Below are 24,432 nucleotides of genomic sequence, written 5' to 3' on the forward strand. Positions count from 1 at the left end.
AAGCATAGATAGAACGTCCAATTAGAAAAGAGGAGTGAGAAATAATCATGGCCAAAAAGAAATTAATCGTTGTTGGTGGCGGCTTAGCTGGTCTAATGGCAACGATGAAAGCAGCCGAAATGGGTACTGAAGTAGAACTATTCTCATTAGTTCCTGTTAAACGTTCACACTCAGTTTGTGCACAAGGTGGAATTAATGGTGCAGTAAATACAAAAGGTGAAGGGGATTCTCCATGGATCCACTTTGACGATACAATTTATGGTGGAGACTTCTTAGCGAACCAACCACCAGTAAAAGCAATGTGTGAAGCAGCACCTGGTATCATTCACATGTTCGACCGTATGGGAGTTATGTTCAACCGAACTCCAGAAGGTCTACTTGACTTCCGTCGTTTCGGTGGTACATTGCATCACCGTACTGCATTTGCAGGTGCGACAACAGGTCAACAATTATTATATGCGCTTGACGAACAAGTTCGTCGTTACGAAGTAGAAGGTTTAGTAACAAAATACGAACACTGGGAATTCCTTGGAATCGTTCTTGATGACGAAGGAGTTTGCCGTGGAATCGTAGCACAAGATTTAAGCACATCAGAAATTAAAGCATTCCGCTCTGATGCTGTAGTTATGGCAACAGGTGGTCCTGGTATCATCTTTGGTAAATCAACAAACTCAGTAATCAATACTGGTTCTGCAGCATCAATTGTTTATCAACAAGGTGCTTCATATGCAAATGGTGAGTTCATCCAAATTCACCCAACAGCAATTCCTGGCGATGACAAAAACCGTTTAATGAGTGAATCTGCTCGCGGTGAGGGTGGACGTATTTGGACATATAAAGATGGTAAACCATGGTACTTCTTAGAAGAAAAATATCCTGCATACGGTAACTTAGTACCACGTGACATTGCGACACGTGAAATCTTCGACGTATGCGTAAACCAAAAATTAGGTATCAATGGTGAAAACATCGTATATTTAGACTTATCTCATAAAGATCCACATGAATTAGACATCAAACTTGGTGGTATCATCGAAATCTACGAAAAATTCGTTGGTGACGATCCACGTAAAGTACCAATGAAGATCTTCCCAGCGGTTCACTACTCAATGGGTGGATTATGGGTTGACTACGATCAAATGACTGAAATTCCTGGTCTGTTTGCTGCTGGTGAATGTGACTATTCACAACACGGTGCAAACCGCTTAGGTGCTAACTCATTACTTTCTGCGATTTATGGTGGTATGGTTGCAGGACCTAACGCAGTTAAATATATGCAAGGCTTAACAAAACATGCGGAAGATTTACCACAATCTTTATATGATTCTTATGTAAAACAAGAGCAACAAAAATGGGATAACATCCTAAAAATGGACAAAGGTAATGAAAACGCATATTTACTTCACAAAGAACTAGGCGAAATGATGACTGACAACGTAACAGTTGTACGTTACAACGATCGCCTACAAAAAACATATGACACACTTGGTGACATGTTAGAGCGTTGGGAAAACATTAACATCCACGATACTCAAAAATGGAGCAACCAAGGTGCACACTTTACTCGTCAATTGAAAAACATGCTATATCTTGCACGAGTAATTACAAAAGGTGCGTTATTACGTAACGAGTCACGTGGTGCACACTATAAACCAGAATTCCCAGAACGTGACGACGAAAACTTCTTAAAAACAACTATGGCGAAATTTGATCCATCTACAGGTGAGCCAATTATTACTTACCAAGAAGTAGACGTTTCATTAATTCCGCCTCGTAAACGTGACTACTCTTCGAAAGGAGGTAATTAATCGTGACTACACAACAAGTGGAAACTGGAAAAACAGTAAGATTTAGAATTTTACGTCAAGATAATCCAAATGGTGCAAGCCGTTGGGAAGAATTCGAAGTACCTTACCGTCCAGGTATGAACGTAATCTCTGCATTGATGTACATTCGTCAACATCCAGTGACTGCTGATGGAAAACCAACAACACCGGTTACTTGGGACATGAACTGTCTAGAGGAAGTTTGTGGTGCTTGTTCGATGGTAATTAATGGCCGTCCACGCCAATCATGTTCTGCGTTGGTTGATAAACTTGAACACCCAATTCGCTTAGAACCAATGAAAACTTTCCCAGTTGTTCGTGACTTACAAGTTGACCGAAGCCGTATGTTCAACGCATTGAAAAAAGTAAAAGCGTGGATTCCGATTGACGGAAGTTACGATTTAGGAGAAGGTCCACGCATGCCTGAACGCAAACGTCAATGGGCATACGAATTGTCAAAATGTATGACTTGTGGTGTTTGTTTCGAAGCTTGTCCAAACGTTTCTGAGAAATCTAGCTTCATCGGTCCAGCACCACTTTCTCAAGTACGTTTATTCAATACACATCCAACAGGTGCAATGAACAAAGACGAACGTTTAGATGCAATTATGGGTGAAGGCGGACTTGCAAACTGCGGTAACTCTCAAAACTGTGTAGCTGCTTGTCCAAAAGGAATTCCTTTAACAACTTCTATTGCATCATTAAACAGAGCAACGACTGTACACATGTTCCGCAAATTCTTCGGTTCTGACCATATGGTAGACTAATATGTATTAGAAGCAGTCAAAATCGTTTATCGATTTTGGCTGCTTTTAATTTTTTTATAGAACAATTATCCAATTTTCATGATGCTGCATAGTATAGTAAGCAGTTTATTTCTGTACAGTTGCATTGCGAATCCTCTTTCAATAAAAAAATCCATCGTCATCCCCTTCCAATATTCGACATTTTCATTCATTTCCTCGATGAATCTACTATTGTATAATATTTATTATATAAGTAAAACATTGGTTAAAGGGGATGGGAAAATGAAAGAAATGTATATTGAAGATTTTGAACAATGGGAGAAGGAATTTACATTTTACACGGAAGAGATTGTTCGTTTTTCAGATGTTGATATGTATGGACATTTAAATAATGTTGTACCATTTTCATATTTTGAACATGCACGCATTGAATATTTTAAATGGCTGAATGTGAAGAACAATTGGGGTTCACAAGATGAGCAATGTATTCCAGTTGCGGCAGATTTGCAATGCGACTATTTAAAACAAGTTTATTACGGAGAAAAACTGCGAATTTATGTAAAAACAGCACGGGTTGGAAACTCCTCTCTAGATCTTCACTACATGGTAAAAAATGAAAAAGATGAAATCGTTTTAACTGGTAGAGGGGCTTTAGTACAAATCAACAAAGAAACTGGTAAACCTCATCGCTGGACTGAAGAACAAAAAGTAATATTATGTGGGAAATAGTTAAAATGCCCTCACAGCCTCCACCCTCATGACATACTTTACATAGAGAGGAGATAGGAGGGTGTTGCCTTATGAGTAGCCCGCAGCATCGTTCGCTTTTAACGAAAAGAGAGCGGGAAATATTTCAATTATTAATTTTAGATTATTCCACAAAAGAAATTTCACAAAAGTTGGGCATAAGCGAAAAAACGGTGCGTAACCATATTTCAAACACAATTCAAAAACTGGGCGTTTCTAGCAGGTCACAGGCACTGATTGAATTGCTAAGGCTTGACGAGCTTTCATTGCATTAATCGATTTAAGATAGTGGCTTTAAATCCTAAAATGAATTTTAAAAGGCTACAATCGTATTAGTGATGAAAAATACTTATTCAAAAAAATGTCAATTATTATCTGATATACAATTACAACAATCGGGCAGTTGCATGGATCAATGGCGCGATGTTTAACATGAGGGTATTCAAATAAAAAACTGTCTTTTCCTGTTCAATTGTATGAATAAAAGAATCATTGAACTTAGTAAAGAATTAGGTCAAAATAGAATAGATAATAATATATCATACAAATGAAATAGGATAGAGGCGGTATAAGTGAATGCCCCAATAGGCGTTATCGATTCAGGAGTAGGTGGCTTAACTGTTGCAAAACAAATTATCAATGTTTTGCCAAATGAAACGATTTATTACATTGGCGATACTGCAAGGTGCCCCTATGGCCCACGAAAAAGTGAAGAGGTTCTCGCCTTTACTATGCAGTTAGCAAAAGCGTTGGAAAAACAGAATATAAAACTCCTTGTTATCGCATGTAATACGGCAACGGCAGTAGCATTAGATGTTTTAAGAGAACAGCTCTCAATTCCAATAGTGGGCGTCATTAATGCGGGAGCCCGAGCAGCTGTAAAAAAAACGAAGCACAATCGAATTGTGGTTCTTGCAACAGAAGGAACAATTAAAAGTGGCGCATATGAACGTGCACTGCTTGCTTTAAATACGGAGGCGAAAATTATTCCTCTTGCGTGTCCGACATTTGTACCGCTAGTTGAAAGTGGAGAATATGAAGGACAATTTGCATTCGACCTTGTAGCGAATGGATTAAAGCCGCTTGAAAATAAAAGTTTTGACACAGTCATTTTAGGTTGTACTCACTATCCGATGATTCAACATCATATCGAAAAGGTAGTTGGACCTAATGTAACTGTTTTATCATCAGCAGAAGAAACTGCAAAAGAAGTAAAAGAGCTATTAACAAAACATCACTTACTCCGAAATGAAAATCATAAACCACATCATATTTTCTATGTGACCGGCTCGGTGCCCATTTTCCGTACAATTGCTGAAAATTGGTTAGAAATGAAACACTTAGATGTAAGAAAAATTCAATTTTAACAACTCAAAAAATCCATGATGCTCAAATCATTTTGAGTCTCATGCGATTCGGTACATCAAGCAGCAAAATCATTCGGTTATACCGAATTGCATGAGACATGAAGAAAGCTCGAAAGGCACTTTTCGAGCTTTTTTACTTGTAGTACAGTGCTACAAGCTATAAAGATTGTATGCCAAAAAAGTTTCAAAAATGTGCAATGACTTTTTTCTGGAGAAAATGTATGTTAATATATTGTGCGATTATTTGTAGGAGGAAAGTACATGCGAGTAGATGGAAGAGAAGTAAATCAATTAAGACCTGTAACAATCGAAACAGATTATTTAATTCATCCAGAAGGATCTGTTTTAATTCAAGTAGGTAATACAAAAGTAATTTGTACAGCTACGATAGAAGAGAAAGTTCCTAGCTTTCTGCGTGGGCAAGGAAAAGGTTGGATTACTGCAGAATATTCCATGTTGCCAAGAGCAACGCAAGAACGTACTATCCGTGAATCTTCACGAGGTAAAATCGGTGGACGTACGATGGAGATTCAACGTTTAATTGGACGAGCATTGCGGGCAGTTGTTGATTTAGAAGCGTTTGGAGAGCGGACTATCTGGATTGATTGCGACGTTATACAAGCAGATGGAGGAACAAGAACAGCTTCTATTACTGGGGCGTTCGTTGCATTAACACAAGCTCTTGCAAAGCGCCATAAAGAATCTCCATTTGAAAAGTTTCCAGTTACTGATTTTTTAGCAGCAACAAGTGTCGGATTTGTAGAACCGATTGGAGCGGTTTTAGATTTAAATTATTCAGAGGATTTTCAAGCAAAGGTAGATATGAATCTAGTAATGACTGGAAGCGGCAGATTCGTTGAAATACAAGGTACTGGGGAGGAAGCGACATTCTCTCGAGAAGAATTAAATACGTTGCTTGCTCTCGGTGAAAAAGGAATTCGAGAATTAATTGAAATACAAAAGTCCGTACTTGGTGAAGATGCAAAATTCATTCTAGAAGTTGGGGAGTCAAAAGAATGATGAAACAAGTTGTAATTGCAACGAAAAATAGAGGAAAAGCAAAAGATTTTGAAGCGATTTTCAAGCCGCTTCATTATGAGGTTGTAACAATGCTAGATATAGCGAGTGATATGGAAATTGAAGAAACAGGTACAACCTTTGAAGAAAACGCAATATTAAAAGCAGAAGCCCTCTCACAAGCCCTTGGTAAACTCGTTATTGCGGATGATAGCGGTTTGGCAATCGATGCTTTAGGCGGTGAACCAGGGGTATTTTCCGCCCGTTATGCGGGAGATCATGATGATGAAGCAAATATTCAAAAAGTGCTTGAAAAAATGCAAGGGATTCCGGATGAAGAGCGCACAGCACGCTTCGTTTGTGCCATCGCTATTAGCGGTCCAAACATCGAAACGAGAACATTCTTAGGCGCATGTGAAGGCAGAATTTTGCACAAAAAAAGAGGTACTAATGGTTTTGGTTACGATCCAATCTTTTACGTACCAGAATTAGGTCGTACTATGGCAGAACTTACACCAGAAGAGAAAGGTGCAATTTCCCACCGAGGAAATGCGATTCGGAAGTTAACAGAAGTGTTGCCGAATGTATTAAAATAAAGTGGACAGTTTGAAAATTTCCATAAACATTTGAAATCTCGTTAAGACTTCATTATAGTAGTAGGTAATGATGTAAATATGGAGGAAAAAGAAATGATACCAAACTGTCCAAAATGTAATTCAGAATATACGTATGAAGATGGAAACGTATTTATTTGTCCAGAATGCGCTCATGAATGGACTGAAAACGACCATACTGAAGAGGAAGGCTTGGTAGTAAAAGATGCTTACGGCAATCTTTTACAAGATGGCGATACAGTGACAATCATTAAAGATTTAAAAGTAAAAGGAAGTTCTTCCACATTAAAAATTGGCACTAAAGTAAAAAACATCAAGTTGGTAGAGGGAGATCACAACATCGATTGTAAAATTGATGGTTTTGGTGCAATGAAGTTAAAATCTGAATTTGTGAAAAAAGCTTAAAGTAAAGGGGCTCAAGCAGCCTCTTTTTTATTTAGGATAAAGTTGCGAGTATTTTAGTCACAAGTATTTAAGCAAATGTTGCAATTATTTAATGATATGCGAAACAAAGATTTACTTGTGTACATTAAGTAAAACAGCAAGTCGTATTTTGTCAGCAATTAACCTTTTACATTTCAAGCAGATTTTATTAAAATTTTTATTAGGCATATTTTTCATTACTTGGATGCAAAGTAAAAAATAAGGGTGGAGACAATGAAATTATTAGTGATGAGTGATACCCATGGGGATGCAGAAATCATACAAGTAGTTAAGGAGCGACATCCAGGAGTGGATGTGGTCATTCACTGTGGGGATAGCGAACTAGATTATCAACACCCATATCTAGAAGGAGTAAAGCGAGTTCGCGGCAATTGTGACCGGGATAGCCGGTTTCCTGAAGAATTGCAGTTTGAAATTGAGAATAAAAAAGTGTATGTAACGCATGGACATTTATTCAATGTAAAGTCGACAACCATGAATCTGTTTTATCGTGCAAAGGAAGTAGAAGCAGATGCGGTGTTGTTTGGACATTCCCATTTACTTGGTGCAGAATTGATAGACAATATTCTGTTTGTAAATCCCGGGAGCTTGTTAAAGCCTCGGGGCATTGATGAAAAGAGTTACGCAGTGTTAGAGTATAATGATTCAATTTGGAAAGTTACTGCGTATACGGATCAAGGGGAAGAAATATTTCAAAAAGAGTATCCATTGGAAGAATTGTAAAATGGTTCGTAGTGTGAAAATTAGTTGAAAAAATTTTTAAAAAACCGTTGACATTTTCACACTACGCTAATATAATAAATATTGTCCTTTGGGAAAACAAAATGTCTCAGTAGCTCAGCTGGATAGAGCAACGGCCTTCTAAGCCGTCGGTCGGGGGTTCGAATCCCTCCTGGGACGCTATTATGAAACCTTACTTCCTCAATGGTTGTAAGGTTTTTTTTATTTTTATTCACAATTTTGCATGAAATAAAAATGCTCCAAAATGTTCCATTTTCAAACTTTCTCTTTAAAAATTTATCAAATTGAGATGCAGCTCTTGAACCGCTCTAGATATTAAGTTACTATAAGGTTCATTGTGTTCATCATAGAAGCATATACTTAACGATGTTGAATCGTCAGAAATTGGCTTAGTGGAAACAGGCCATTTGATGTAGCAATAAAATTAATAGAAAGCATAAAAAGATAAGCAATCAACGAATAAAGTTGGTTGCTCTTTTTTTGCGTTCAAAACCCCCAAGCCGGCCTGCTCAAACGGGCTCATCTGACAGTCAGAGCTTGCTAGCAACTTTTTTATATTTAGGGGTAAAAATTTGCAAATATTTTTCAAGCCTTAGGACAATATTATTGAATTGTTTTCAAGTTTATACAAATTATGGTATATTAAAATTTAATAACAATACCAAAGGGGTGTTATGTAATGGGGTTATTCGACGGTTTAATGGGAAATGCTAGCGAAGTCAGTGTTGAAAAAATAAATGAAGAATTGAAAGAAATCTTAATACCTTCGGAAAGTGTAGAGCACGCTTATAAAGTCATTAGAGATATGTTTGTTTTTACTAATAAACGATTGATACTGATAGATAAGCAGGGGATGACGGGGAAGAAAGTTGAATATCATTCTATTCCGTACAGAAGCATATTGCATTTTTCAGTGGAAAACGCTGGCACATTCGATTTAGATGCGGAGTTAAAAATTTGGGTGTCCGGTAGTGAGTTACCGATTCAAAAGACGTTCAATAGATCGACGAATATATACAATGTGCAGCGTGTGCTTGCGGAGTATGTATTGAAATAAGAGTATTTATAAATGCGATCAATTCGATTAATTTCGGAATTGTTTGAGAAGCTATCTTGGAATCGTTTCTAGCGGGTATGGCTTTCTTTTTCTCACAATGTTTTTTCTAGGTATAAATCCCTTCTAGGACGCTACTTGTACAATAACGAATAAGTTTAATCAACTAATCAGATGCTCGAAATCCTTGATATTTAAAGAGGTTTCGGGCTTTTTTCTTTTTCATGGAAATAGATTAGAAAAAATCATTTTTTGGGTTTTACTTAACATGTGTTTTAGCACTTGAACCACTCGTTGAAAAAGTACCTTTTGATGTTGATTTAATGATTACAAAACATCTAAAAGTTTTAATTAGGCGGTTACTTTTTAAAGATTTGTTGAACTCTTGTATGTTCTGATAACATCACCATATTTAGTAGTATAGAATCCAGCGTTTAAGCTCATGAAATCTTGTTCACTACAAAATTCCATGAGCTGTTAGAATAGCGGTTTATCCGATGAAACTTATTAGTCAATAACGAGAAGTACCTATATAAGTATCATGCATATAATAATTTCCTGTTGCGGTAAATCGCAATTCAATATGACCTGCAACGTTTCCTACGAGTTTAATATATTTATAATTAGCGTCTGCTATTGCATCCGCTGCTGTAGAATCAATCTTTTGAACTGTTTTATTCGTATCTTGTTACTCATATTGTAATTACTTCCTTTTTTTAGTATAGTGTATTATATACCATAAATGGAATAAATAGTAAAAAATGTTCAAAATTAATAGACATAATAATCAAAATAGATTATAAGTGTAATGCAATTGGAGGGAATTTAATGTATAGGAAATATGTTTATGGTATAGGTATCGTTTTTTATGTAACAGGACTATTATTGTTAGTAGATGTTTTGTATAAACTTCAAAATATAACATTCAAAAATTCATATTCTTCTATAATTTATCCAATTTTTGCAATGTTACTGATAGGTTTTATAGCTCTCTATTAAAGCTTTTAAAAAAATAATCGAACCAAAAGTTAAAGTTATAATTAGAAATATGAATAAAATGTTGTATCTACTTATAGGAATAATTATTTTAACACTTGTATCAATCAATTTTAGCTTTAACAATTTCACTTTATTGTTAGCCTTTATTGGATACATTATTTCCTTAATTTTTGGCTTTCGGTTAATCAAAGTAGTCAATATAGATTAACCGAGTAAGTGGACCATCTGTTTCTCCCTTTATTACATACTCTTCAGGAAAATGGGAACAATTATTGATAATGGAAACATTAAGCAAGATGTAGATTTTCCTTACAGGCACCGCTAATGTTGTTGGCGGTGCTTTTTTCTGTTTTTTACACAATACTAACGCTATCATGCAATTGTTTGAGAGGGAGAAAGCTGAAAACTATTTAATTTTATTAAAAAAGTTTATTTCCTAGAAAATAGCAAAAGTCGCAATAGTGAATTCAAGGAAGGCCTTCACAATTTAACAACAGAATTACAAAACAGTATGTTTATCACAGAATTGTTCAAAATATAAATACGAAATATGCCATTAAGGAGAGTATAGAAATGATTAAAAAACTAATCATTGCTGGATTCACGCTATCTTTACTAGCTGCATGTAGCACGAATGCAAAAAATATTACAACTGAAGTCAATACGACAAACAACTCGAATGAATCGACTATTGCACAAAATGAATCCAATATTACAAATCCTGTTGTAACGATGAGAGAGGCAATCGATATCTTTAAAGAAGCTTATCCAGATGCAAAGATCGAGTCGATTGACTTAGAATCAGATTTTGGTCAATTGTATTATGATATTGATGGTTATGATTCTACAAAAGAGTATGAAGTAGAAATTGATGCAACGACGAAAGAAATAAAAGTCAATGAAGTTGAATCAAAAGTCAATCGTGATGAAGCTTTAGATTTTTCAAATATCATAGAACCAAATGAAGCTATTGAAAAGGCAGCTACTAATGATGAAGTAAAAGACCTTTCTCCAATTGGTTGGTCACTTGAAGTAGAAAGAGGAAAACCAATATATACTATTGAGTATAAAAATCAAACACAAGACATCGATATTAAAATCGATGGGACAACAGGTGAAATGATACAAATGAAGATGGATGATTAACTTACAACATTATATGATTTGAATGGATGCAATTGTTTTTCGTAAATGCACAATGAGTATCTTGCTCGTTGTGCATTTTTTTCTGATGGTATCCGCAAAAGTCTCCGAGCCTGTTCTTCTGAATTCATTAAAGTGCTTATAAAATCAAAGAAATTCAACTATTGATTTAAGGACAATTTTAGGTCGTGTTCGAGGACTAAGATTTTCAATAAAATTAAATTAAAGAAAATTCTGAATAAAAAGGGGGATGGAAGAAATGGTGATGAAGGACAAAGAGGTAAATGCTTCAATCTCTGGGAATCATCAAAATGGAGGAAATGGGTTTTTGAAATTTTTGAAAATTTTAGGTCCTGGTCTTATTACTTCGGCACTTGTATTAGGGCCAGGTTCCATCACATTAAACTCAAAAATTGGCGCAATTTATGGAACTGAATTAGTGTGGTCTATCATTGTCGCTGTCATCTTAATGGCCTGTTATACAGAAATGGCAGCAAGAATAGGGATTGCCGGAAAAGATACGTTTATTAATCTAGTGAAAGAAAAATGGGGGAAATGGGCAGGGGTCATTATTGGAATTGGTGCATTTTTAGTTTGTTCTTCATTCCAAGCTGGGAATGCAATTGGAACGGGGATTGCGGTTGAAGCGATTACTGGTATCAGTTCAAAAGTTTGGATTATTGTAGGTACTTTACTTGGCGTAGCTTTATTATTTTTAACGCAATTTTATAAAGTGCTGGAAAAATTGATGTTGGCTTTAGTCATTTTGATGTTATTCGCCTTCTTAATTACGTTAATCATCGTAAAACCTTCGATTGTCGACATTTTTAGCGGATTTGTACCTAGATTCCCTGAAGGTAGTATGGCACTAGTAATTGCTTTAATAGCGACTTCATTCTCAATCGTAGGTGCTATCTATCAATCGTATTTAGTGCGTGAAAAAGGAGTAGGTCGAAAAGAGGTTCAAGAGAGTAAATTTGAAGCAATTTTCGGGATATTCTTATTAGGATTTATTTCATTCTTAATCATGATCACTGCTGCAACTGTATTAAAGCCTGAAGGAATTTTGGTGAACAATGCTATTGAAATGGCGGGTATTTTAAAACCATCATTTGGTAGTTTTGCAGTGTTTATTTTTGTACTCGGTTTATTCGGTGCTTCCTATTCATCATTAATAGGAAATGCCACAATTGGAGGCGGGCTACTGGCTGATGGTCTGGGGTTAGGGCACCAATTATCATCGATGAAAGTGAAAATAGCCATCATTATTGTAATGCTGTTTGGTTCGTTTATTGCTTTAATTTTTGACGGAAACCCTGTGAACTTAATTACTTTTGCTCAAGGTGTGACGATTTTTGTAGTTCCGTTTATCGCAATTGCCATTTTAGTAATCGCCAACTCAAAAGAAATTATGGGGGACTTGAAAAATAAATTGTTTAGTAATGTACTCGGTATTATTGGTTTATTACTACTCATTTATTTAGCATTCAATAACTTCAAAAATATATTCTTATCTTAGGAGGAAAAGCAATGATTGTAACAGTTGAACAACTTGAAGAATTTATGTCTACTCCAACAAAAGCATTAATTGAGGATGTGAAAAAGTTAAATGGTGATTTTATTATCCTTGGGGTTGGAGGGAAAATGGGGCCAACTCTAGCCTATCTATTAAAAAATGCGATTAATGAAGCGGGGACAAATCAGCGAGTAATCGGTGTTTCAAGATTTTCAAATAAAGATTTAGAGACAAAACTAAATTCGAAAGGTATCGAAACAATTTCTTGTGATCTGTTAAATGATTCAGAGCTTCAACAACTACCTAAGGCCAAAAATGTCATTTTTATGGCGGGAAATAAATTTGGAACAGTTGGAAACGAACATTTTACTTGGGCGATGAACAGCTACTTGCCTGGACGTGTTGCCGAGCATTATAAAGATTCAAGAATCGTCGTATTTTCTACAGGGAATGTCTATCCGCTAACAGAAGTAAAAACGGGTGGCTGTGATGAGTCGGTTACACCTAATCCGGTGGGAGAGTATGGTCAATCGACTTTAGGAAGAGAGAGAGTATTTACGTATTTTTCTCATAAAAATCAAACGAAGATGTCCATTTTTCGTCTGAATTATGCAATTGATCTTCGTTATGGCGTGTTAGTGGAAATTGCAAAAGCGGTTTATCATAATCAACCGATAGATGTAACGATGGGGCATGTAAATGTCATTTGGCAAGGTGATGCCAATGAGTTTGCGATTCGGTCATTAATACATGCTTCTTCACCTCCGACAATTTTTAATGTGACGGGACCTGAATTGTTATCGGTACGTTGGTTAGCAAATGAATTTGCCAAAATCTTTGGGAAAGAAGCTAACATCGTTGGTGAAGAAGCGGATACAGCATTATTAAGCAATGCGTCGAAAGCACATCAAACTTTTGGTTATCCATCCGTTTCTGTAAAAGAAATGATTCAATTAATTGCCGATTGGATTCAACATAATGGTGAGCTTCTCAATAAACCGAGCCATTTCCAAGAGCGAAAGGGGCAGTTTTAATGTTAAGAGATGTGGTAAAAGAAAAATTAATGGATGGCGCATTTATACCTGCTCACCCGTTAGCATTATTTGAAGATAAATCTTTTGATGAAGAATCGCAACGTCTATTGACACGATATTATATCGAGTCGGGGGTAGATGGTGTAGCGGTTGGAGTTCATACGACACAGTTTGAGATTCACCAAGTTTTCGAGTTTTATCAACAAGTATTAAAAACAGCTATAGAGGAAATTTCTGCTCATGCAAAATCGGATTTTATTAAAATTGCAGGGGTCAGTGGGGAAATAGAGCAAGCGATAAAAGAAGCACAATTTGCAAAAGAAATTGGATATGATCTTGTATTATTAAGCAATAATGGGCTATTTCATTATACTGAAGAAGAATTGTTGCAACGAGCAAGGGAAATTGCATCTATTATTCCAATTATAGGATTTTATTTACAGCCAGCAGTTGGTGGCCGTATATTTACGACTGATTTTTGGAAACAGTTTTGTGAAATTCCGAATGCCTATGCAATTAAAGTCGCTCCTTTCGACAGGTATTTAACAATAGATGTGGCACGGGCGGTCTTACACTCAAGCCGTTGGAATGAGATTGCCCTTTATACAGGCAATGACGATTCAATAATTCATGATTTATTCACAGTATTTGAAGAGGAAGTCGATGGTGAAATTAGGAAGAAACGATTTGCCGGTGGATTGTTAGGTCATTGGGCAGTCTGGACTTCAAAAGCTGTGGAACTATTCCGTAGCATTAAAGAAGAACGGGAAAAAGATGTTATTCATTCCAAATGGATGAAGATTGCTCAAGAAGTAACCCATGCAAATGCAGCATTTTTCGATTCGCATAATCATTTTAAAGGAAGTATTGCAGGTATCAATGAAGTATTGCGCCGACAAGGATTAATTCGCTCGAATAAATGTTTAAGCGAACGGGAAGTGCTGAGCAAAGGACAGTTGGAATTAATTGATGAAGTTTATAAATTGTACCCTCATCTTCACGATGATGAATTTGTAAAAAATTTTCTAAATAAGCAGTCAGTATAAGAAAATAGTAATCGAATGGTTTATGATTAAATCATTCGATTATTCTTTATTTGGAGGTTGAATGGGATGATCAAAATAGGCTTTATTGGGCCAACATGGATTGAAAAACTAATCAAAAAAAGTTTTTCAATGTTTCCGAATATTGAGGTAGTCTATCGATTTTCCGATGAAATTTACGATGCGATTACTTTTACAAAAGAGCTAATGAATAAAGTCGATTGCATATTGTATTCCAGTATGACAACCTACTTATTAGTAAAAGATCATATAAATGATTCCATTGAATCATATTACATCCCTTTAAAAGGTTCTGGTTTTTTTGAAGCTCTTTTTTACTTAATTAAAGATCATCCAATTCAATTTATTAGCATCGATGGATTAGCTAAAGAATATATACAAAGCGTGATCTGTGAAATTGAAGGAATTGATTATACAATTGTTGAACATTTAGGAATAGTAGAGGGATATGAAAAAATAGTACAACGTCATCTTGAAGCAATTGAAGGGAAATCCAATGTAGGAATTATTACTTCAATTAAGAAAGTGCAAGATGCCCTTAAACAATATCATCTTCCAGTCGTTTGGCTGAAACCGACGCAACAAGATATTATCGTTTGCATTGAACGAATTTTACTTTCTTCGACTCAAAGAAGAAAAAGAGAGAATCAAGTGATATACGGAAAATTCCTAATAGAATTTAAAGATCAAAATGTACAATCGCTAAATAAAAAAGCACGAGTGAAAAATAAGTTAGAAAAAGCCCTTTATCGATTTGTTGATGATATGTATGGCTATATTATTCCCGTGAGTGAAACTGAATATCATTTCATTGCTTATCGAGGCGATTTTGAACGAATAACGGAAGGCTATAAAGTTCTAAATATCTTTAAAGAAATCAATCAATATAAAGAGTTAAAGGTGATGTTAGGGGTAGGATTTGGTATGTCCATCCCTGTTTCAGTTTTCCATGCAGATGTGGCATTAAAGCAATGTCAGCAACATTCAACGAATATTGCGTTTATCGTCAATGAAGAACGTAATGTCATCGGGCCAATTATTATTAATATACCGACCGTTTATCAATTAACAGATCATGAGAAAGAATTTCAAACGAGGCAAATTGAAACAATTAAGAAATATTTATTGAAAAACAATTTAAATTATTTTACATCTGATGAGGTAGCCATTAATTTAAACGTTACAAAACGGACTGCCAATCGCATTATTTCAAATTGGCTAGATTCCAATTTAATTGAGTTTTTCGGTTTGGAAAAAGTAAATGGCAGAGGTAGACCTAGACAATGTTATGTCTTTAAGGAGGCAAGTTATGAAAATCGGATTAATCGGTAATGATACTTCCCATGTTGAAATATTTTCGAGTATGTTACATGATGAAAATCATCCTTTTTATATAAACGATGTGGAGTTTAGTGGTTTTATTGAAAGCTATTCTGAAGATTTGCCGATTAGTCGGGACCGAGCCAAAAAATATAAAAATGTATTACTATCCTATCATATACCAGAATTTGATGATGTTCAGACATTGAATGAAGAAGTAGATGCTTGGTGGATTATAACGGTAGACGGAAGAAATCATTTGCAATGGTTTGAAAAAATCGCCTCCTTTCAGAAACCCATATTCATTGATAAACCCATTACCATTGGGTTAGAGAATTTTGATCGGATGGTTGAGTTGGCTACACGATATGAAACGCCTATATTTTCATCTTCAAGTCTCAGATTTAGCGAACTATTAAAAGGCATTCATAAGGATGACGTTGAATTTCTCTATGGGTTTGGTCCTTTACCACTACAAGAGAAGATGCCAGGATATTATTGGTACGGCATTCATAGTCTAGAATGGATGGATGCTTTATTTGATTGTGATGTTCGACAACTTGAAAGAAAACGATATGAACGTTATGAAATTGTTGAATTTTTATTTCAGGACGGCAGACGTGCAATTTTTCGTGGGGATTATGAATGGCATGATCAGTTTGGCGGAGTTGTCCATTGCAAAGGATTGCCTCCAAAAATGCTTGAGTTTTGGAAAATGAAGAAATCTTATTATGTTTCTTTATTAGAAGAAGTATTGGAATTTTTTAAAAGTAAAAACCCTCCATTCAATATCCAACGTACGCGGAGAATCATTACTTGGATTGAAGAATTACAAAAGTTTTAGGTCAGTTCGGAATTTTATTACAAAGCCTCCTTCAAGTTAAAACATTTTCTATATAATGAAACATATCTCTCATGAAAGAGGATATGTTTTTTTGTTTTTACGAGAGTGTTTTCAGCTTTTTTCGTTGGTATAAGTGAAAGGAGTGAAGCAAGTGAAAGATGTGATTTCGAAATTGAAGCTAAGACATGAAAAAGCACTTGCTTATGTTATTGATACATATATGCCTTATGTAAAGGCCATCGCTAAACAAATTTTAGAACAACCATGTGGAAACTGGGCGGTTGATGAATGTATAAATGATGTTTTTTTAGCTGTTTGGCAAAATAGTGACAAGTTTAGGGGAAGTGAAGAAGAATTAAAAAAATGGATTGGCACAATTGCAAAATATAAAGCGATCGACATATATCGAAAACAGAAAAAAATGGAAGTGGTTTCATTGGAGCATTCCAATGAACAAATAAATTTCGAAACGGGGGAATTGCTTTATTTGAACAAAGAACAAAAAGAAAGGATTTTATTAAAAATGCAATTATTGCCTGAGTCAGAACGTGAACTATTTTTAATGAAATATTACTTAGATCTTACAAATGGAGAAATTGCAGATGCATTAGGAATTACCAAATCTGCCGTTGAAAATCGATTATATCGAGGGAAGAAAAAGTTAGGAAAAATCCTTTCTGATGGGAGTGAAAAGAATGGATGAATTAAAGAAAATGCTTCAATTAAATGTGGATGAAATTGAGCCTGAAAAAGTCAGCCGTTTTGAGAAAAAACGAGTATTACAATTTGTTTTACAGAAAAAAAAGAACCATTCAATGAAATATATCGCTGCATCTTGTTTACTTGCTGGAGGAATTGGTTCAACTTTAGTCTTTTACTCGCCAACAATCGCTTCCCATATCCCATTAGCTAACCAAATTGTCGAATATTTTAAAGGCGAGACATCGCAATTTCAGTATTTTGAAGACTATGCAACGGGAATTGATGCCATTCAAGAAAGCAATGGAATTACAATTGAAATTGTTGATGCAATTTACGACGGAACGACAGTAACGCTTACCTTTGCCATTGAAACGGAAAAAGATTTAGGTGAACATCCAAGTTTTGATAAGCCTATTAAAATCAATGGAGAAATCGAAGGCTCTTCCGTTACTTGGACGAAAAAACGGTCAGATACATCTTATGTTGGGGTTATTACGCTGACACCTGAATTAAATGGACGATCGCCACGCACTGTAAAACTAACTTGGAATCCTAGAAGTGTTTGGAATCATGATACAAATGAAAACTTTGAAGGTGATTGGGCTTATGAATTTCACTTAAAAAAGATTGATGTGAAAGGAATAAAAGCCAATTATCGAGATTCGAAAAATGGTTTTACAATCTTTGTTCCTTCACTTGATATAACTGGCTATACAATCAATCTTCATTACAAGATTCAGATGCCGTCCAATTACGCGCTATACAATTTGCCGTATGTGACTGGTTTTGATGTGAAAGACGAGTTCGGTAATACTTACGAAATGATTACGAATTTGACAGGCAGTACGACGAAACACGCGGCGAAAGGGTCTTTTACGTTTGCAAACATTCAAAGCGGAACAAAAGAACTAATCATTACACCGAAACTTTACAATGATAATGAAGAAATCATCTTTGATTCTTTTGAAGTAACAATTTCAAAATAATGATGTTGCTAAATTGTGGCATACGCAATTTCACCTAAAGTTGTACAAAATAAGACAACGGAGGTGAAAAGGATGAAAAAGAAAAATAAAATGAATCTTAATTCAGGCAGTCAAAAATATAACAGAAGAAAAAGAGCAGAAGAGCTTGCGAGAGAATTTGACCACAATGTTGCCAATAAACGAAACCGCAAGACGAATGATAAATCGTAATAAACAGTAACCAAAACCGTTTAGTCATTCTCCCAATTAGGTAAGTAATGAATGAACTAATTCCTAATTGGGAGATTTTTGATTATAAATCACCATCTCATTTTGCATGGTTGAATGCCAAAAACGATGGGGATATTTGAAAAAAATAGAAAATAAATCAATAAAATTTAGTAAATTAGTACGAAATCCAATCGATTGGAACCCTATGCCTAGTAATGAGATATAAATCATGTTAACCTTACATTATCGGTCGGTTGGGCAAAAATAAGTTGATGAGAAGTTTTACCAGGCATTACAACGTACATCACAAAGTTTTATATCTGAATATTCGGTAAATTGAAGTTGGGTGTGCTTATTCAGTTGCAATGCATTATAAAACTTTTCGTATAGGATTGATTTGAACAACCTACCGAAATGATATTCATTTTGGAGGGGTAGATAAGATGAAATATGTGAAAACGATTGGTGCAACATTTGGAGTCGCCGCATCTTTAGTATTAGCAGGTTGTGGCGACAACACATCTCAGGGAACTCAAAGCAATGAAGAGCAAGTAAGTATTAGCCAAGCCCTCGATTATACAATAACGGGTATAGAACCGGGCGCTGGAATGATGCAATTAACAGAAATGGCGTTAAATGAATATGAAAATCTAAAAGGATGGAAAGTTTCAGAAAGTTCAACTGCTGGCATGTTGACGATGTTAGATAAAGCCATTCAAAGTGAGGAGCCCATTATTGTGACAGGTTGGAATCCTCATTGGAAATTTGCAACTTATGATTTGAAATATTTAGAAGATCCAAAAGGCACATTCGGTGAAGTGGAAAATATTAATACGATTGTTAGAAAAGACTTAAAAGAAGAACACCCAACTGCTTATGAAATGTTGGATCGCTTTTACTGGGAACCAGAAGATATGGAGCAAGTGATGCTAGATGCCCAAACAGTTACATTTGAAGAAGCTGCAAAAAAATGGGCAGAACAAAACCAAGAGAAAGTAAACGAGTGGATGGAAGGTTTACAATCCGTTAACGGTGAGAAATTTGAATTGGTGTCGACTCCATGGGAAACGGAAGAAGCATCAAGTCATGTTGTAAAATTTGTATTAGAGCAACTTGGCTATGATGTAACGATCACACCAGTAGATCCAATTATCATGTTCCAAGCAATTGCTAACGGGGAAGGGGATGCTTCAGTTGCTCCTTGGTTGCCTGTAACGCACGGATCGTTCTATGAACAATACAAAGATGATATAATCGATTTAGGCGAAAATTTGGTGGGGGCAAAAGTTGGATTAGTTGTACCAAGCTATATGGATATAGATTCTATTGAAGATTTAGAGCCAAAAGAATAAAAAAAGAGATATAGGCTGTCTAAATTTTGATATGCTCCCTATTAGGTAGACAGATGAAAAAATAAAAATTCATCTAACCTAATAGGGGGCTTTCATTATGACCTTTTACAAGTATCCTAAAGAGTTCATGTTAAAACTAATTCATTTATATTTAACGGGTGATTATTCATTTGAACAGCTTGCTCGTCAATATAAAATTCACCAAAGTACTTTAAAAGAATGGGTTCGAAAGTATGAAGCTTTTGGTGAAGCGGTCTTTCACTCTAACTTTTCTCCCCGATGCTATACAAGAGAACAGAAGATTCAAGCGGTGGATGATTATTTATCTGGTGAATATTCTTTACTCGAATTAATGAAAAAACATCAAATTTCAGGTAGAACTATTTTAATGAAGTGGGTGAAAAAGTATACTAGTCATTGTGATATAAAAGATTCGGGTAAAGGATTGAGTAAAACAATGACAAAAGGTAGAAAAACAACCCTACTAGAACGAATGGAGATAGTCGATTTTTGCTTAAAGCACCATAAAAATTATCAATTAGCAGCCCAAACTTATCAAGTTTCTTATCAACAGGTATACCAATGGGTGAAAAAATTTGAGTTACATGGAGAAGAAGGGCTACAAGATCGCCGTGGACGCACAAAATCAGAGGCTGAATTAACGACGGAAGAAAAATTTAAATTAGAAATCAAACGAATTGAACGCGAGAATGAACGTTTACGTGCAGAAAATCTATTTTTAAAAAAGTTAGAGGAAATCGAAAGGAAGTGTCGTTAACCCAAGTACGATTACAAACTCGATATGAGGCCATTCAAGAATTACATGAAACCGAACACTTATCTATCATTTTACTTTGTCACATCGCAGGCGTTTCACGAGCAGCTTATTATAAATGGCTGAAGCGCACTCCATCAGCGCGTGAACAATTGAATGAATCACTGTTAGAGGGCATTAAAACACTTCACGAACAAGTCAATGGAATCTATGGTTATCGTCGTATGACCATCACCATTAATCGATACAGAAAAATGGCGAATGAGCCCCTTGTCAATGAAAAACGCATTTATCGTTTGATGAAAATTGCGAAGATTCAAGCAGTGATTCGAAGAAAACGAAAACGATATAAGAAATCACCTGTTCAACACGTAGCTGAAAATCGATTAAATCGCGAGTTTACTGCAGAAAAGCCCAATATGAAATGGTGTACAGATGTAACGGAGCTGAAATATGGGAACGGAAAAAAAGCCTATTTAAGTGCCATAATTGATTTGCATGATGGTTCTATTGTGAGTCATGAATTGGGTCATTCCAATAATAATCAATTAGTTTTTAAAACCATACGAAAAGCAATCCAAACCCTGAAACCTGATGAACATCCACTCGTACATAGCGATCGAGGATTCCAATATACGTCCAAAAAATATAAGGAGATCATAGACGAGGCACAATTAACACAAAGTATGTCTCGTGTGGGTCAATGCATCGATAACGCTCCAATTGAATCCTTTTGGAGTAAATTCAAATGTGAAAAATATCATTTGAATACCTATGATTCATATCAAGCACTGAAACAATCGATTGATGAATATATTTATTTTTATAACCATTTCCGTTATCAGAAAAAATTAAACGGCTTAAGTCCCTTAGAATACAGGGCTCAAGCCGCTTAGTAACATTTTTATTTTTTACACTGTCTACTTGACAGGGAGCAGTTCATTTTTTAGACAGCCTAAAATATTACTTGCAATAAGGGTGAAAAACACGTACAGCGACACGGGTTACTAAGAATTGCTTATTAATTGCACTTATGATTTTCATCAATTCAGCAAACCCCATTGCCAAACACTTTTTAACGATTGATTCAATTTAATCAATCGCTTTTTTATTTTAAAAGAAAATAGATGAAAGAATAGAATATTTTTCAAATAAATTTGAACATTTTTCGACATTTTATTATATAATTAAAAGAGTTTGTTACTCATAAATAAATTAACTTACTCACATATGAATGATTGATGAAATGAGGGTTTTTAATCATGAAAAATAACTTTAGTATTTTTAAAAACTTTAAGGCGAGAATCATATTAGCATTTTTAATTTTTTTAGTTATACCATCAATGATAGTCGGATTCTCAGCATTTTTGACTGCAAAAGAGACTGTGAAAAAGGAGATGCTGGCAAGTGTTGATGAAAATTTAAAATTGCTAAATATTACTGTTACGAATGAAATACAGTCTAGAATACATGATTTAGAATATTTCATCGAAATCATTTCACCTGAATTATTTGAAGAAAAAAATCTTCCAACATTACGAGGCAAGTTAGATGAGTATCGACAATTACATCCTGAAATTGAAATGATATTTATTGGTACGACTGCCGGTTCAATTATCTTAGAGCCTAATATCGATTTAGGAAATGATTTTGACCCACGGACTAGAGATTGGTACATAAAAGCGATGGAAAAACAAGGAAATATTGTTATTTCCGAACCATATGTTTCTGCAAGTGATGGACATATCGTTGTAACGATATCTAAAACTCTGTCTGATGCTTCGGGTGTAATAGGAATTGATTTAAGTTTAAGTTATTTAGAACAATTAGCGAATCAAGTGAAAATTGGAAAAAATGGTTTTACTTCCGTATTCGATCAGCATGGAAAAACAATTGTTCATCCTACATATGAAAGTGGCGAACAAGTTGATGAACTTCTATACAATGCGCTATATGAAATGGAAAATGGGCAATTTGAATATGAATTAAATGGTGAAGAAAATATAATGGCCTTTACAACAAATAATTTAACAGGATGGAAATTGGCTGGTAATTTGTATACATCTGAAATTGATGAAACGGCATCACCGATTTTTTCTAAAACGATTCTCATTATCTGTATTTCTATTTTTATAGGTGTATTATTGCTATTTTTCATTATTCAAACGATTATTAAACCAATTAAAAGATTAAAAGAACAAGCGGAAACGATTAGTAAAGGCGATTTAACTGAAACAATTGAAGTTGAAACCAATGATGAAATCGGCCAGTTGAGTAAGGCCTTTAAAGAGATGCAAGAACGCTTAAAAAGTCTAGTACGCGAAGTAGAACAACATTCATTTCATGTTGTTTCCTCATCAGAACAATTAAGTGCTAGCGCAGAACAAACTATGTTGGCAACAGAACAAGTATCTGATTCTGTTCAAAAAATTGCGGGCAGTGCAGAGCAACAAACAAATAATGTGGATCAAAATTCAAAAGCAATAAAAGAAATTTCCAATGATATAACACAAATAGCAAATTATACAATGGAAGTACTAGAATTAGCACAACAAGCGAGCAATCATGCGGAAAATGGCGGATTAGCTGTACATAATACGGTGAATCAAATGAACAATATCCATGATTCAGTTCATAAATCCAATGCCATCATATCTTCTTTAGCAGTACGCTCGAAGGAAGTCTATTCAATATTAAACGTCATTTCAGATATAGCAGAACAGACAAATCTGTTGGCATTAAATGCAGCAATTGAAGCAGCAAGAGCTGGAGAACATGGAAAAGGATTTGCTGTAGTTGCAGAAGAAGTTCGCAAGCTTGCTGAACAGTCTCAAACTTCCGCAAAAGAAATTCAATCCATTGTTCAAGCTATTCAACAAGATACAGAGAGCTCCGTTAATATGATGACGAAAGTGAAAAATGACGTAGAAGTAGGAGTCAAAGTTTCCAGCGAAGCGATTGAAAAATTTAATGCTATTTTGCAAAGTGCAAGAGATATCACACCACAAATGGAGAAAATCGCTAATTACTCAAAACAAATTTCTAGTGAAGTACAAAAATTATCAATCATGACAGATGAGTTTTCACAAATTGCTCAATCCAATGCTGCTGCATCTCAACAGGTTGCTGCTGCTACAGAGGAACAGCTAGCGTCGATGGAGGAAATATCCTCATCTGCAAAAACTTTAGCTACTTGGGCAGAGGAACTGAACATGTTAATTCGAAGATTTAAAACTGAAGACGATGGAAAATAAATTACGATTTTAAAGGGCAGTGGGCGGTAAGTTCACTGCCTTTTTTATGAGGGTCGATATTATATCGGGGAGATTAAAGGGTAAACCAAAAATGAGAATTCCAACGATGTAAAAATTATTTTGATAAAATTAAAAATGATGAATCAGAACCGAATTTTGTAGTAGTTGGACTGCTTACATCATTAATTGCTCTCGACTTTTTTTATATTAGAAAAAGTATGGAAGATAACTTCTAACATTGATAATTTTTTATTTTGTAGCGGTAATCAAGAATTTATTGTTAGAAATTACAAAAAATACCAAGTAAACAGTTATACAAAAAGTCACTTATGACAGAAAAATCGTCAATTATGATATCAGTATTTCCATTATTACAAATTTAATGGATAATTGAGTTAATAGTGTAAAGAATATTTTTCGGCAAAGTTTTCTGGTAAAAAAGTATGTTTTTGATTCTAAAATATGACAATGTTTTCTAATTCCTTAATACTGCAATTATCGGAAGTACTATCATTCCACAGTCATATATTCTAGACTTTGCATTCCTTAATCGTATTCGCCAATTACGCAAAATCTAGAAGGATGGACAAGGATTAGATTAGCAAGTTTTACGTGCATTTTACCAACAATCATTTGCTGAATGAAGTATTCTTTACCTATTCATTACTAGTAATATA

General features: G+C 35.1%; 24 protein-coding genes and 1 tRNA gene. 24 read left to right on the plus strand and 1 reads right to left on the minus strand.

Features of this window, described 5'->3' with window-relative positions:
• Positions 1-47: 47 nt before the first annotated feature.
• The 11 genes from sdhA (at position 48) to NSQ18_RS12950 (ending at position 8,559) form a co-directional block, all read left to right on the plus strand.
• Positions 48-1,808 (plus strand): succinate dehydrogenase flavoprotein subunit, encoded by a 1,761-nt coding sequence (sdhA, locus tag NSQ18_RS12900; RefSeq protein WP_016837200.1) that lies wholly within the window; start codon positions 48-50, stop codon positions 1,806-1,808.
• A gap of 17 nt (positions 1,809-1,825) precedes the next feature.
• Positions 1,826-2,593 carry a succinate dehydrogenase iron-sulfur subunit gene (sdhB, locus tag NSQ18_RS12905; RefSeq protein ID WP_339289681.1) on the plus strand — a complete coding sequence of 256 codons (768 nt, stop codon included), beginning with the start codon at positions 1,826-1,828 and terminating at the stop codon, positions 2,591-2,593.
• Positions 2,594-2,854: 261 nt separating this feature from the next.
• On the plus strand, positions 2,855-3,301 hold the full coding sequence (locus NSQ18_RS12910) for a thioesterase family protein (RefSeq protein ID WP_016837202.1): 447 nt from the start codon (positions 2,855-2,857) through the stop codon (positions 3,299-3,301).
• A 71-nt stretch (positions 3,302-3,372) separates the two neighbouring features.
• Positions 3,373-3,594, plus strand: a complete 222-nt coding sequence (locus NSQ18_RS12915; RefSeq protein ID WP_016837203.1) for a LuxR C-terminal-related transcriptional regulator — start codon at positions 3,373-3,375, stop codon at positions 3,592-3,594.
• Positions 3,595-3,891: 297 nt separating this feature from the next.
• Positions 3,892-4,686: a glutamate racemase gene (racE, locus tag NSQ18_RS12920; protein ID WP_016837204.1), complete on the plus strand. Its 795-nt coding sequence runs from the start codon at positions 3,892-3,894 to the stop codon at positions 4,684-4,686.
• Positions 4,687-4,947: 261 nt separating this feature from the next.
• Positions 4,948-5,706, plus strand: coding sequence for a ribonuclease PH (gene rph, locus NSQ18_RS12925; protein WP_016837205.1), 759 nt, complete (start codon positions 4,948-4,950; stop codon positions 5,704-5,706).
• Complete coding sequence (locus NSQ18_RS12930) at positions 5,706-6,299, plus strand: XTP/dITP diphosphatase (RefSeq protein ID WP_339289683.1); 594 nt, start codon at positions 5,706-5,708, stop codon at positions 6,297-6,299. The genes rph and NSQ18_RS12930 overlap by 1 nt, the downstream gene beginning before the upstream one ends.
• Positions 6,300-6,392: 93 nt before the next feature.
• Positions 6,393-6,722, plus strand: a complete 330-nt coding sequence (locus tag NSQ18_RS12935) for a zinc ribbon domain-containing protein YjdM (protein WP_016837207.1) — start codon at positions 6,393-6,395, stop codon at positions 6,720-6,722.
• 252 nt (positions 6,723-6,974) lie between these two features.
• The gene (locus tag NSQ18_RS12940; RefSeq protein WP_016837208.1) at positions 6,975-7,484 is read left to right on the plus strand and encodes a metallophosphoesterase; all 510 of its coding nucleotides are present in this window, start codon (positions 6,975-6,977) and stop codon (positions 7,482-7,484) included.
• 103 nt (positions 7,485-7,587) lie between these two features.
• Positions 7,588-7,661 (plus strand) — tRNA-Arg (locus NSQ18_RS12945).
• 520 nt (positions 7,662-8,181) lie between these two features.
• Positions 8,182-8,559: a PH domain-containing protein gene (locus tag NSQ18_RS12950; protein ID WP_016837209.1), complete on the plus strand. Its 378-nt coding sequence runs from the start codon at positions 8,182-8,184 to the stop codon at positions 8,557-8,559.
• 1,177 nt (positions 8,560-9,736) lie between these two features.
• Here NSQ18_RS12950 and NSQ18_RS12955 read toward each other — a convergent pair.
• Positions 9,737-9,931, minus strand: coding sequence for a hypothetical protein (locus NSQ18_RS12955; RefSeq protein ID WP_339288291.1), 195 nt, complete (start codon positions 9,929-9,931; stop codon positions 9,737-9,739).
• A gap of 197 nt (positions 9,932-10,128) precedes the next feature.
• On the opposite strand from NSQ18_RS12955, the gene NSQ18_RS12960 reads away from it, so the two are divergent.
• From NSQ18_RS12960 to NSQ18_RS13020, 13 genes are all read left to right on the plus strand, one after another.
• Complete coding sequence (locus tag NSQ18_RS12960) at positions 10,129-10,701, plus strand: PepSY domain-containing protein (protein WP_168412596.1); 573 nt, start codon at positions 10,129-10,131, stop codon at positions 10,699-10,701.
• A 256-nt stretch (positions 10,702-10,957) separates the two neighbouring features.
• On the plus strand, positions 10,958-12,217 hold the full coding sequence (locus NSQ18_RS12965) for an Nramp family divalent metal transporter (RefSeq protein ID WP_016837212.1): 1,260 nt from the start codon (positions 10,958-10,960) through the stop codon (positions 12,215-12,217).
• Positions 12,218-12,231: 14 nt separating this feature from the next.
• The gene (locus tag NSQ18_RS12970) at positions 12,232-13,248 is read left to right on the plus strand and encodes an NAD(P)-dependent oxidoreductase (protein WP_026018977.1); all 1,017 of its coding nucleotides are present in this window, start codon (positions 12,232-12,234) and stop codon (positions 13,246-13,248) included.
• Complete coding sequence (locus NSQ18_RS12975; RefSeq protein WP_168412598.1) at positions 13,248-14,294, plus strand: dihydrodipicolinate synthase family protein; 1,047 nt, start codon at positions 13,248-13,250, stop codon at positions 14,292-14,294. The genes NSQ18_RS12970 and NSQ18_RS12975 overlap by 1 nt, the downstream gene beginning before the upstream one ends.
• A 66-nt stretch (positions 14,295-14,360) precedes the next feature.
• Positions 14,361-15,644 carry a hypothetical protein gene (locus NSQ18_RS12980; protein WP_339288294.1) on the plus strand — a complete coding sequence of 428 codons (1,284 nt, stop codon included), beginning with the start codon at positions 14,361-14,363 and terminating at the stop codon, positions 15,642-15,644.
• Positions 15,622-16,476: a Gfo/Idh/MocA family oxidoreductase gene (locus NSQ18_RS12985; protein WP_339288295.1), complete on the plus strand. Its 855-nt coding sequence runs from the start codon at positions 15,622-15,624 to the stop codon at positions 16,474-16,476. Before NSQ18_RS12980 ends, NSQ18_RS12985 begins: the two co-directional genes overlap by 23 nt.
• Positions 16,477-16,627: 151 nt before the next feature.
• Positions 16,628-17,179: a sigma-70 family RNA polymerase sigma factor gene (locus tag NSQ18_RS12990; protein ID WP_016837216.1), complete on the plus strand. Its 552-nt coding sequence runs from the start codon at positions 16,628-16,630 to the stop codon at positions 17,177-17,179.
• A complete protein-coding gene (locus NSQ18_RS12995) occupies positions 17,157-18,164 on the plus strand; it encodes a DUF4179 domain-containing protein (protein WP_083839499.1) in 1,008 nt (335 codons plus the stop codon). The genes NSQ18_RS12990 and NSQ18_RS12995 overlap by 23 nt, the downstream gene beginning before the upstream one ends.
• Before the next feature lie 72 nt (positions 18,165-18,236).
• Positions 18,237-18,374 carry a hypothetical protein gene (locus NSQ18_RS13000; RefSeq protein ID WP_016837218.1) on the plus strand — a complete coding sequence of 46 codons (138 nt, stop codon included), beginning with the start codon at positions 18,237-18,239 and terminating at the stop codon, positions 18,372-18,374.
• Between the two features lie 443 nt (positions 18,375-18,817).
• Entirely contained in the window at positions 18,818-19,726 is a 909-nt protein-coding gene (locus NSQ18_RS13005; protein WP_016837219.1) for a glycine betaine ABC transporter substrate-binding protein, read from the plus strand.
• 97 nt (positions 19,727-19,823) lie between these two features.
• Positions 19,824-20,504, plus strand: a complete 681-nt coding sequence (locus NSQ18_RS13010) for a transposase (protein ID WP_339288298.1) — start codon at positions 19,824-19,826, stop codon at positions 20,502-20,504.
• On the plus strand, positions 20,495-21,397 hold the full coding sequence (locus tag NSQ18_RS13015; RefSeq protein ID WP_339288300.1) for an IS3 family transposase: 903 nt from the start codon (positions 20,495-20,497) through the stop codon (positions 21,395-21,397). Before NSQ18_RS13010 ends, NSQ18_RS13015 begins: the two co-directional genes overlap by 10 nt.
• 366 nt (positions 21,398-21,763) lie before the next feature.
• Complete coding sequence (locus NSQ18_RS13020) at positions 21,764-23,755, plus strand: methyl-accepting chemotaxis protein (RefSeq protein WP_016837220.1); 1,992 nt, start codon at positions 21,764-21,766, stop codon at positions 23,753-23,755.
• The last annotated feature ends 677 nt before the right edge of the window (positions 23,756-24,432 follow it).

It is taken from the genome of Ureibacillus sp. FSL K6-0786, assembly GCF_037965165.1.
Classification (GTDB): Bacteria; Bacillota; Bacilli; order Bacillales_A; family Planococcaceae; genus Ureibacillus; species Ureibacillus thermosphaericus.